This is a genomic window from Pediococcus pentosaceus (assembly GCF_001437285.1).
GTDB lineage: Bacteria > Bacillota > Bacilli > Lactobacillales > Lactobacillaceae > Pediococcus > Pediococcus pentosaceus.
The window spans coordinates 1-10757 of the sequence record NZ_JQBF01000013.1 but is presented as its reverse complement, the minus strand read 5'-3'; the positions used below and the strand labels follow the sequence as shown (position 1 = coordinate 10757).

Below are 10757 nucleotides of genomic sequence, written 5' to 3'. Positions count from 1 at the left end.
CACAACAACTAAAGTTGGTTGTGTTATTGTGCTAAAGATTTGTATCAGAAGTTGCCTTCGGCAACAACTAAAAATCCAAATAAAACTAACCAAAATCAATTTGATCTAACATAGTTTCGGTACTGGCTTGGTCTAAGCCTAAATAAGCTAAAGTCATGGCTTCACTGGAATGATTGAGCAGATTCATGACTAAGCCAATATTGTAATTGGATTGCGTATAAACGCGATAAGCCCCGGTTTTACGCATCGTATGGGTCCCTAGATAATTAATTCCTAACAGATCGCCAACCTTGCTCATGATTTTATAGAACTGTTTTTCCGTAATATGTCGTTCTGGGTGTTGAATGGAAGGAAAGAGCCATTCAGAATCCAGCTGATGATCAAGCAGCCATTGACGGTACAATAAGAGCTCTGTTTGAACAGGTTTAAGGTACAAGGTATTCGGTTTACCAGTTTTTCGGTCATGAATAAACGCATTTTGTTTAATAGAACCGTCCGGATTAAAAATATCGGTTTGTTTTAAGCGCATGACATCACTGACTCGCAACAGTGTCGCTTTGCCAACTTGAAAAACTGTATAGTTACGCCGGCCAGCTTTAAAGTTATTGAGTAAGGTATCTTGAACCTCCTTGAGAACATTTGAATCTTTGATGGGTAAGACAACTTGTTGCATAGTTTTAGCTCCTTAAAAAATTGATTTTTAGTACAAATTAAAGTACAATATTAAGTACAATGAAAGGGTGGTAAATATGACATTAGCACTAACACAGAGCGATTTTCGCGCTAACCTAAAAAAATATTTAGATCAAGTTAATGACGAAGACGAAACCGTTTATATTGCTCGTTCAAATAGTCGCGCAGTGGCCATCGTTTCACAAGAAAAAATGGACTGGCTAGAAAGAGCATTAAAAGCTAAAGAAGGTTCGTTAGAATATGCAATTGCACGTGATCAGTTAATTAAACGCCATGTTTTACCTGACGATGAAATTGTTGAATCAGATGATGATTATTGGGGTCAGTTTAAATAATGAAAAAACTAAGATTTAAACCACGTGCAACCTTTAATGCTGATCTAAAACGGTTAGCCAGTTTAGACAAATCTATTATTGATGAAGTTCGAGCAGCCATTGACCTGTTGCTTGAGCAACAACAATTACCACCAGAATTTGAAGATCATGAGCTTAATCGGCGAATGAGCGGTTATAATGAATTTCACTTACGAGATACCCCGAAAAACAAAACACCAAGCGAAACTAACGATGTCCTGGTGGTTTATACGATTGATAAAGATGAACTAGTCTTAATTGGAATTCGAGTAGGATCGCATGATCGTTTATTTCCTGGGCAAAATCGTTCTAAAGGGTATCGAAAAAATGACAAATAAAAGAAGTTATTTCTTTAATATTAAAATAAATAACCCCCAATATCTACATTATAGATATTAGGGGTTATTCTTTCAACGTTTTCGAGGGGGTATTTGTTAATTATAGACCCTGAGTTAAGGAATGTACTGATGTTTTCTAGTATAGTCCCTAGTTTGATAATATTTATTGTATTTTTCTGTATTTAGTTATTCGATGATATCGAGGCTAATATGTCAGTCTTCCAAGCAGCCATTGGTTGGTATATCAATTTTTATAATCGAAATCGTATCTCAAATGTTGCCTAAGTAACTGAATAAAAATAGTCCAATTGGTTCTGTTGCAAAGGTTTAGATCTACTATCAAATAAGGTAGAATAATAGAAAAAGATAGCAGGAGGAATGACGATGAAGGAGGAATAATAGAATGTGTAACAAACTAACATAACTAAATATCTATTATTCCGTTTATGGAGCAATTTAAAAAGGAGTTTTTTTATGAATTTAATTTTAACCATTCTCTCTGCTTTAGTGTCTTTTATAGTAACCAATATCGATGACATTTTTGTCTTGATGTTGCTGTTCTCTCAGGCAAGTTCACAAGCTAAAGCAAGTAATGGACGAACGGTGAAGGGAAATCGTATTTATCCTAAAGATATAGTCATTGGTCAATATCTTGGTTTTGCACTTTTAGTTTTAATCAGTCTTTTAGCTACATTTGGAGTAACACTCATTCCTGATCAATGGGTGGGTTTATTAGGACTAATCCCGATCTATTTAGGAGTTAAACTGTTTATAAAGGGTGAAGATGAAGATGAAGGTGCTATTCTTTCTAGTTTAAATAAATTTAATAAGTTCTATTTAAGTGTAGCATTTATCACATTTGCCAATGGTGGAGACAATATTGGAATTTATGTTCCATTCTTTTCTACTTTAAATAACAACCAACTGGTCATTACAGTTGTTACTTTCTTTATAATGGTTGCGGGTTGGTGTTTAATCGGCTATCGTCTAGCAAGAGTTAGATATGTTTCTGAAACACTTGAGAAATACGGCCGATGGGTTATTCCAATTGTGTTTATAGGATTAGGATTTTATATCATGGCAAAAAATGGTACGATTCAAACACTATTAAACTTTATATAAACAACAACGATAGTGAAGTTCAAATAAAAAAGACAGCGAGGTAAAATCTCGCTGTCTTTTTTATTTGAACTAATGAATTGTAAAATAATTTTAACTTTGTAGTTTGTGCTTATTTTTCTTATTCTTCGATATGAGTTGAAACTTGCTCAAGAATACTAAAAATATGAAGATCGTCAAGGCTATAAATCATATTTTTACCAACTCTTTTTGATTTTACTAATCTTGAAGTCTTTAAAGTTTTTAACTGGTGAGAAATGGCTGATTGTTCCATACTTAAAGACTGCGCAATTACTCCAACACTAAGTTCTTCTTTCTGTAAAAGAAATAAAATTGAAATACGTGTAGGGTCACTAATCATTTTAAATATCTTACTTACCTCTTGGATAGAATCATTTGTTAACGGAGAAGTTGATGATGATTTCATAAAACTTCCTCTCTTTCATATGTGTGTTCGTTCATGTTTAGGTTAGCACAAGATTTTTATAAAGCAAGGTTTTTCCATAAGCAGAGTTGTTTTATAGTCCAATTTTTTTATTAACTAAATAAGATAACTATTTTTTTGACAAATCAGATAGAACAATATATAATGAACGCATAAACATATGAATGTTATTTCATATGTAATTCGTAAGCGTTACGATTTCAAAAAAATAGTTTTATTAAGAAGGGCGATAGAAATGAAAGAGATTCAAGAGCAACACTCACCCGAAAATAATAGTCACGATCATGACAATGATCATGGGAAAATGCCAATTATTTTGTACTTTATTGGTTTAGCACTAGCATTGATAGCTTTCTTTTTGAGTAAAGAGTATCAAATCTTACAAAATATTTTGTTCTTAATCGCTACTATAAGTGCTGGGTACCATGTTATTGTCCTTGAAGGACTTGGGGAGACGATCCATAACTCAAAAAGTCAAAAAAGATTTATACCTAATTCTCATATCTTAATGGGGTTAGCAGCAATTGGAGCATCTTTGATGGGAAGTTTTGGAGAAGGTGCGTTATTAATCCTTATTTTTTCTGGGGCACATTTTCTAGAAGATTATGCAGAAGGAAGAAGTAGACGAGAAATTACAAAATTACTCGAAATGAATCCCACAACTGCTCGTTTAATTCTCCCAGACGGTAGCACAAAAAATGTGGAAGTTAATGAATTAAAAGTTGGAAATCACCTTCAAGTATTAAATGGTGATCAAGTCCCTATTGATGGAATTATTTTGTCTGGATCTACGTCTATTGATGAGTCTTCTATTAATGGAGAGAGTATACCAAAAGAAAAGTCCAAGGGAGACGAAGTTTTTGGGAGCACAATAAATGGAACGGGCACTTTTACAATGGAAGTCACGAAAGAAAATAAAGATACGGTGTTTTCAAAAATTTTACAATTAGTGAATCAAAACCAGGATAACCAAACTAAAGCTGCAAGTATTATTCAAAAATTTGAACCAAAATATGTAACATTTGTTTTAGTTGCCATATCACTATTTATATTATTAACTCCATTTCTACTTGATTGGACATGGTCACAAAGCTTTTATAGAGGATTGGTTCTTTTAGTTGCAGCTTCGCCATGTGCTTTGGCAGCAGCTACTGTATCGGCAACTTTATCAACAACTTCTAATTTAGCTAAAAAAGGCGTTCTTTCTAAGGGGAGTTCTTATCTATCTCAATTAGCTGATATTCAAGCTATTGCATTTGATAAGACGGGAACTTTAACCAAAGGAAAACCTGAAGTCACGAATCATTATTTTACTGATTCTATGGATGAAGAAGAAATAATTGATATTGTAGTAGCTCTTGAGAAAAATTCCAATCATCCTTTAGCGGATGCTATTTTAAGAAAATTTGAACCAAAAAACCAACTTTCTATTGAAGTAGAAAATCAGATTGGAAAAGGATTGTCCGGAGACTATAATGGTCGAAAATATCGTATAGGTAAACCAACTTCTTTTGACGACGTCTCAGATGAATATGTTCGATTAAATAATCAATGGGCATCTGAAGGGAAAACTGTCGTATATCTAGCAGTAGATGAAGAAGTTATAGGCCTTATTGCACTTATGGATGTACCAAGTAAATATGCTAAAGAAACTATTGAGTACTTCAAGAAACAAGGTATTCATACTACGTTAATTACAGGTGATTCGGAAATGACAGGAAAAGCAGTCGCAAGCAAGCTAGGTATAGACGAAGTGATTGCCAATGTCATGCCAGATGAAAAATCTAAAATTATTGACAAACAAAAAGAAAAATATGGTGTGACCGCAATGGTAGGAGATGGTGTAAATGATGCTCCAGCTCTTGTCAATGCAGATGTAGGAATAGCCATGGGAGATGGAACTGATGTGGCAGTAGAGGTTTCTGACTTAGTATTAATGCAAAATAACTTAACGAAATTAACACAGTCTCATAAAATTTCTACGAAAATGAATCGTTTAATTTGGCAGAATATTATTTTTTCAATGGCAGTTGTAGCTTTTCTAATTATCGTGAGCTTAGTAGGATTAACGGATATAGCCATTAGTGTGATCGTTCATGAAGGAAGTACATTAGTCGTAATATTAAATGGTCTCCGAGTATTAAATTCTAAATGAATACATGAAATTGTATAAAATCGTGTATTGAGAATCCTATATCTATAGGGTTCTTTTTTTATACCGGTGCCCAATACATGATTTCGTGATATGATGAATGAAATCATGTATCCGTTTTGTGAGAGGAGAGACCATTTCAATGAGTTATAATGTACAACCATTACGAACGCAGCAAGAAATCAACGACTTTTTATTCTGTTTGAGACGCAACAAAAACGCCGAACGCGACGTTTTCTTGTTTTTGATCGGCATTAATAGCGGTTTGCGCATGTCCGATATCGTGAAATTAAAGAAAAAAGACGTGATTTCCTCGAAAAACCCACGTATTGTGGAGCAAAAAACCGGAAAAACACGCATTTTATATTTAAGCAGCCTGCAGGAGTTGATCCAGGACTACACGAAAGACCTGGAGCCAGAAGATTATTTGTTTCCCAGTACTAAAGGCGGTCATTTAGAAGTCAATACGGTCTATCAGATGTTTCAAAAAGTCGCCGCAATATTAGATCGGGACGATATCGGCACACACACGCTGCGCAAGACATTTGGTTACCACTATTACAAGAAAACCAAAGACGTGGCTACACTCATGGAAATATTCGGTCACAGCAGCGAAAAAATCACCAAACGCTATATCGGGATCAATGAAGATGAAATCAGTGAGACATTGTTGAACTTCCGTTTAGGTTTCTAACTTTAAGACAATATTTTCAAGAATTCATTGTTTTTTGATATCTAGATAAATTCACGAAAAAAGTATCTAAGATAGCATAGATATCTTAGATACTTTGATTATTTCCAAAATTTCCACCACTTCTTTTGTTTGGATTGGTCGGGTTCTATTTCAGAGTCAGAGGGATTGCTTTCCATGTTTTCGTAGGACTCTAACTGAAGCTGTAAACGTTCATTTTGCTGATTAGAGTGCAGAGTGAGCTGTTGTTGTTGATTTAAAAGTTTATGTAATTCGGATAACTGTAAATCTTTCTGTTCAAGTTGTTTTTGATAACCTTCTATTATTTTTATATCCGTCTCTGATAGATTATTTTCGGGAACTGTGCTGGTTTTCGGTTTCCGGTTTCTGAAAATGGGATGATAAATGTTGATTTTATAACTTCCTGCCCTTCTTCGCTAATTACAAATTTATTCCCTACTTTGGAGAAAAAACTTTTTCGCATATCAGGAGTTACTTTTTTTATGAATGGCGGTTTTACTAACGCCTATTTCATCAACAAGTTCTTTAATTGTTTTTTCCGCCATCGGAATCCCTACCCATCTAAATCTTGTATTTTAACGGTTTGTAAATATTGCTCAATTGATCGTTTTAGATACTTCACAACATTTCGCAACTGAATGCTAGCACCATCTTTATGTGCAGCTACATAACTGATATGATCTTTCACTCCGTTCAGCCCTCGTAAGTCTTTTAATTCATCATACAGGGGATAAACCTGTTTTTGTAAATCAGCCATTCTAGAAACGTCTTACATATCTCTAAATCCAATTAAGAAGTTTTCTCCCAACAAGGTCGTATACTTGCTTTGGACTGCTTTGTTAAATAAATTTTGCCGTTCTTGCTCTTGTTGAGCCTTATCCTTTTGATATTCCGGATCGTTCTCCTTATAAGGCAGTGGAGACTTGTTCTTTTCTTTTCTATATGAAATTGAACTCCAGCAATTGAACGACCTTTTTTAATTTTGATATAAGTAATGACGAAATGTGTATACTCGTTTATTTCTTCTAAAGATGATTTCAATACATTTTTTCTCAAATTTTCAATACATTCAATTAAATAATTATGGTCGTGTTCAGGATAAATAGAATAAGTTGATACTTCAATAGGCAGGGACTTATAAGGAATCATATTATTTCCACGATACAAAGGATTTAGCCAATTTTCATTCGGTTTGTATCCGCGATTTAACATCTCCGTCATAACTAATTTGTGGTATCTAAACAATTTATATGGAGAGTAAATAAAGACATAATCCACTGTTGCGTGCCTTTTCCCCCACCCGCCGCCACGAAGTGCACAGCACTCTCTATGTTGTCCAAGCAATTGTTGACGTGGTAATTTTGTAATTAACGATTCGTGCCATAACCTCATTTTTTGTCTACCTTTCTAACATTAGAATTGTTAGTAATTCCGAGTTAACATAATGTGCTTTCCTTTACATTAATAGCTGCTAATAGCTTATCGGCTTACCACTCAAAGGGTTCAAAATAAATACTGCTATCCGCCACGCCTCTATTTTTCAAAAAATTTCGCCAATATTTGGTCATGGCATGCGGACCAGCCAGCAAATAGATACCATTTTTTTGCATCATGTCCACAATTTGTGTATCAGAAAACCGCCCTACTTGATGTTTGAAATAAATATCGCTTTGATTAAACTTCGTCAATTCATCTAAATAAATAGCATCCTTTTCGTGTTTAGTTGAGTAAAGAAACGTCACTGGTTGTTGTCTTTCCACTGCCATTTGAGCAATAGATATAAACGGTGTAATGCCAATTCCACCAGCAACAATAATCAATGGCTGATCTTCATGATGTTGCTTCAAAAATTGATAATACTGTCCATAATCTTGACATCAGCGCCATTAGCTAGTAATGCCTTCATCAACATAGGTGTGTACGTATCAAGGTCTTCTATTACTTTATTGCGTTTTAAAGTGCCTTTATCTGAAAAATATGTGTTGCCAAAATCTTTCAAAATGGACTTTGCTGTCTCCTTAATTTTTGAATCAGTCATTTTTTTTGACCTCGTTTTTTAAATTGCCACCACTTTTTAGGTTTAGCTTGCGCTTCCGCTGGCACTGTTTCACTTTGGTGTGACACATCTTTTTCGTCCTCACGAATCGGCATCACTAAGGATTTCAAATCTTTGATTTCTGATTTGTACTCTTCTAGCAATTTTTTGTCTTGCAAGGCCAATCGTTGTTGCTGATCTAGTAACTTATGTAACTCTTTCTTTTCAGATTGAATTTCTGATACTAAATTTCGAAGGAATTTCACTTCATCTTGTTCATCAACATCGTCTTTTTTGTTGTCGTCAATATCATCTTTTTGTTGACGGTATCTTGTTGAAGAATCGTTTGAGAACATTGATTTAATAGCTTTTTGTCCATCAACATCAACGTAAACAGTGTTGCCTTTTGTTGATGTAAATTGACGTAAATCGATTGACGTATCTCTTTTTATCCTTTGCCATATAGCCTGCTTTGAAACACCCAATTCATCAGCAAGTTCTCTAATAGTTTTAGGCATGATTTCCAAACCCCTTTCGGAGTTCAGCAAGTGCTTCTTTTCTTGCTTGATCTCTTATTTTTTGATCATGTTCAGCTTGTTTTTCAGCCAGTACCTGTTTTTCAGTTGTTCCTAAAGGCAAGCATTTAACTTTGTCAATTGCACGCCACTTTTCTTTATCTGATAATTCATCATTGTGCTGAATGTTAAAGAGTTTTTGACGCTCATCTTGAAATTTGCCTTGAGAAAAATCATTTGCGTCCTTTCTTTCAGGTTTCCAAGTAAAAGAATAACCGATAACTGGTTTTCCTCTGCCTTTACCATATTTTTTTCTAATCGTTAGCCCTCTAAAAAGCGGGGTTAATTCTTCTCTAATTGGCTTAATAACCTTTTTGTCAACATTTGAAGGACTATTCCAATAACTTTTAGGTATATCAAGCAATTCAAAAAAGTCTTCTTTAGAAAAATAAGCATATCCAGTGGTTCTGAACTGTTTTAGTAACCGAAACATTGTTTTTGCGTAACTACTTTTTAAATCTCTAAACTCTGCCAACGCATAACGAACCCAACTTTCTAAATCGTTTAGCAAGTGCAATGCTTTGGGATAAATCTGAATATCAACATAAGGTTCTTCAGCTTCACCTTTAATTTCAAATTCAGTAAACATAACAAAAAATTCACGATTTAAGCCACTCTTACTTCTACGGCCAAACCTAAGGCTGAGGATCTTTTGGTATGTATTTTCAATATCATCAATAAAACGTTTATTTGCGGTTGGTTTATAGTTACTAAGCTCTTTTAACTGGTCAAAAGAGAAACGAACAGTTTTATTCCCTTGATCCCGCATGCGGGAAACAATTGAAAAAAATAAATTCATCTCAATTGGGGTAAATTTTCTTAAGGGAATAGTATTCAACTCAGGATCATACTTAACTAACTCATTAGACATTATTATCACCTCAAACACATATTAAAATAAAAGTACCTTTTTATCAAGTACAGAACTTATAAAGGTACTTGATAAACAGACAAAAGGTACTTGATAAACAGACAAAAGGTACTTGATAAACAGACAAAAGGTACTTGATAAACAGACAAAAGGTACTTGATAAACAGACAAAAGGTACTTGATAAACAGACAAAAGGTACTTGATAAACAGACAAAAGGTACTTGATAAACAGACAAAAGGTACTTGATAAACAGACAAAAGGTACTTGATAAACAGACAAAAGGTACTTGATAAACAGACAAAAGGTACTTGATAAACAGACAAAAGGTACTTGATAAACAGACAAAAGGTACTTGATAAACAGACAAAAGGTACTTGATAAACTTCTGTGAGCCTTGGGAGAGTAAGGCTCAAGAGGGGTCTAAAAGAGGTTTAAAAGAGGTTTATAAAAGAGGTATATAAGAGGCACCACTGTACGAGGCCAAAACCTAGAATCAAAAAACACAAAGGAGTGAGCCCAAAAACAGGCTCACATTCAACTCCAGTCGCTATGCTCTTTGCGCCTCACTCCGTTCGTTGCCTAAAAAGGTGTGGCAAGCCACATTTATTCGGGCGCTGACGCCCCGAACCCCGGTCAAGCTGAACCAGCTTGACCGCTTTTTCACTCGCCGTTAGGCAGGAAAGCAAAGTTTCTATAAAACTTTGGCTTTCGCCATTTCAGTGTTAAGACTGGTTTAGAGCTGTCAATTCCTTATGCTCCCACGCTACGCTCGTCCGCTACCATTGACAGCAAACAGTTAGTTTTTTTAAATCTTAACAAGAATCTAACTGCTATATTCGTTTTTAAGGGCCTTATTTCTCGTTTCTAGCGATTTTGAGACTGTTTATATATATTTATACCAAAGCAAAAATAAAAAGCCCTCAGCAGGCTTTTAGAGGACTAAATAACGAAGCCAGGACGATTAATAATATCTTCTTGTCTTTTTTGCAAAACATAAGTATCCAGGGAATCATACAAATTCTTTTTGATCTCGTCAGGTTCATTGACAGAAGCTTCAAACAATTCTTGAATATCAACTTGCCAAGGATCAGCAAACATTTCATCAATGGATTTTAATACTTTCTTTTCGTCCATCTTAATGACTCCTAACATCAAAATAATGACTTCAAGTTTAGATTCACAGATCTTACAACACCGTTATTCGAAAATTATTACCAATCTTATAAAGATTCTCTGCACAAAGCAATTAAAAAATTTTGGCTTGAAACAGCGTAATCTGCAACACTTTTTTAGTATTTAAAGCATAACAAACTCAGTTAAGTGTAAGCATAACAAACTCAGTTAAGTGTAAGCATAAATTGAATTAAGAATACATTCCATTCAACAACGGAAAAAATCGATTCTATGGTTATCAGCAGACCGAGTGAAACGAGGTCAATGCGCACTTACACACAACAACTAA

At 34.5% G+C, this 10757-nt stretch carries 13 protein-coding genes and 2 pseudogenes; 5 read left to right on the top strand and 10 right to left on the bottom strand.

Translation table 11 applies throughout. From position 1 onward, the window contains the following. Window positions 1–85: 85 nt before the first annotated feature. Window positions 86–673, bottom strand: coding sequence for a site-specific integrase (locus IV86_RS08360; protein ID WP_056979562.1), 588 nt, complete (start codon window positions 671–673; stop codon window positions 86–88). Between the two features lie 76 nt (window positions 674–749). Here IV86_RS08360 and IV86_RS08355 point away from each other — a divergent pair, with 76 nt between their 5' ends. The 3 genes from IV86_RS08355 (at window position 750) to IV86_RS08345 (ending at window position 2506) form a co-directional block, all read left to right on the top strand. Further along, window positions 750–1028 (top strand): type II toxin-antitoxin system Phd/YefM family antitoxin, encoded by a 279-nt coding sequence (locus IV86_RS08355; protein ID WP_003586674.1) that lies wholly within the window; start codon window positions 750–752, stop codon window positions 1026–1028. Next, on the top strand, window positions 1028–1384 hold the full coding sequence (locus IV86_RS08350; protein ID WP_056979561.1) for a type II toxin-antitoxin system YafQ family toxin: 357 nt from the start codon (window positions 1028–1030) through the stop codon (window positions 1382–1384). Before IV86_RS08355 ends, IV86_RS08350 begins: the two co-directional genes overlap by 1 nt. Before the next feature lie 474 nt (window positions 1385–1858). Continuing rightward, window positions 1859–2506 carry a CadD family cadmium resistance transporter gene (locus IV86_RS08345; RefSeq protein ID WP_056979560.1) on the top strand — a complete coding sequence of 216 codons (648 nt, stop codon included), beginning with the start codon at window positions 1859–1861 and terminating at the stop codon, window positions 2504–2506. A gap of 118 nt (window positions 2507–2624) precedes the next feature. Here IV86_RS08345 and IV86_RS08340 read toward each other — a convergent pair whose 3' ends face one another. Beyond that, window positions 2625–2930 carry an ArsR/SmtB family transcription factor gene (locus IV86_RS08340; RefSeq protein WP_056979559.1) on the bottom strand — a complete coding sequence of 102 codons (306 nt, stop codon included), beginning with the start codon at window positions 2928–2930 and terminating at the stop codon, window positions 2625–2627. A gap of 253 nt (window positions 2931–3183) precedes the next feature. On the opposite strand from IV86_RS08340, the gene IV86_RS08335 reads away from it, so the two are divergent. Both IV86_RS08335 and IV86_RS08330 read left to right on the top strand, forming a co-directional pair. Then, window positions 3184–5103, top strand: coding sequence for a heavy metal translocating P-type ATPase (locus tag IV86_RS08335; RefSeq protein WP_056979558.1), 1920 nt, complete (start codon window positions 3184–3186; stop codon window positions 5101–5103). A 139-nt stretch (window positions 5104–5242) separates the two neighbouring features. Then, window positions 5243–5794 (top strand): tyrosine-type recombinase/integrase, encoded by a 552-nt coding sequence (locus IV86_RS08330; RefSeq protein ID WP_056979557.1) that lies wholly within the window; start codon window positions 5243–5245, stop codon window positions 5792–5794. Window positions 5795–5892: 98 nt separating this feature from the next. On the opposite strand, the gene IV86_RS08880 is transcribed toward IV86_RS08330, so the two are convergent. The 8 genes and pseudogenes from IV86_RS08880 to IV86_RS08295 form a co-directional block, all read right to left on the bottom strand. Further along, a complete protein-coding gene (locus IV86_RS08880; RefSeq protein WP_225363402.1) occupies window positions 5893–6114 on the bottom strand; it encodes a DUF536 domain-containing protein in 222 nt (73 codons plus the stop codon). 251 nt (window positions 6115–6365) lie between these two features. Next, window positions 6366–6761 (bottom strand): annotated as a pseudogene (locus IV86_RS08875) (hypothetical protein). A gap of 2 nt (window positions 6762–6763) precedes the next feature. Then, a pseudogene (locus IV86_RS08870) lies at window positions 6764–7204 on the bottom strand (TIGR02328 family protein); the annotation flags it as partial. 95 nt (window positions 7205–7299) lie between these two features. Beyond that, a complete protein-coding gene (locus IV86_RS08315) occupies window positions 7300–7659 on the bottom strand; it encodes an FAD-dependent oxidoreductase (protein WP_004906049.1) in 360 nt (119 codons plus the stop codon). Next, a complete protein-coding gene (locus tag IV86_RS08310; RefSeq protein WP_056979555.1) occupies window positions 7656–7850 on the bottom strand; it encodes a hypothetical protein in 195 nt (64 codons plus the stop codon). The genes IV86_RS08315 and IV86_RS08310 overlap by 4 nt, the downstream gene beginning before the upstream one ends. Further along, window positions 7847–8365, bottom strand: a complete 519-nt coding sequence (locus tag IV86_RS08305; protein ID WP_056979554.1) for an HTH domain-containing protein — start codon at window positions 8363–8365, stop codon at window positions 7847–7849. The genes IV86_RS08310 and IV86_RS08305 overlap by 4 nt, the downstream gene beginning before the upstream one ends. Beyond that, a complete protein-coding gene (locus IV86_RS08300; RefSeq protein WP_056979553.1) occupies window positions 8358–9293 on the bottom strand; it encodes a replication initiation protein in 936 nt (311 codons plus the stop codon). The genes IV86_RS08305 and IV86_RS08300 overlap by 8 nt, the downstream gene beginning before the upstream one ends. Before the next feature lie 941 nt (window positions 9294–10234). Then, entirely contained in the window at window positions 10235–10447 is a 213-nt protein-coding gene (locus IV86_RS08295) for a hypothetical protein (RefSeq protein WP_056979552.1), read from the bottom strand. Window positions 10448–10757: the final 310 nt, after the last annotated feature.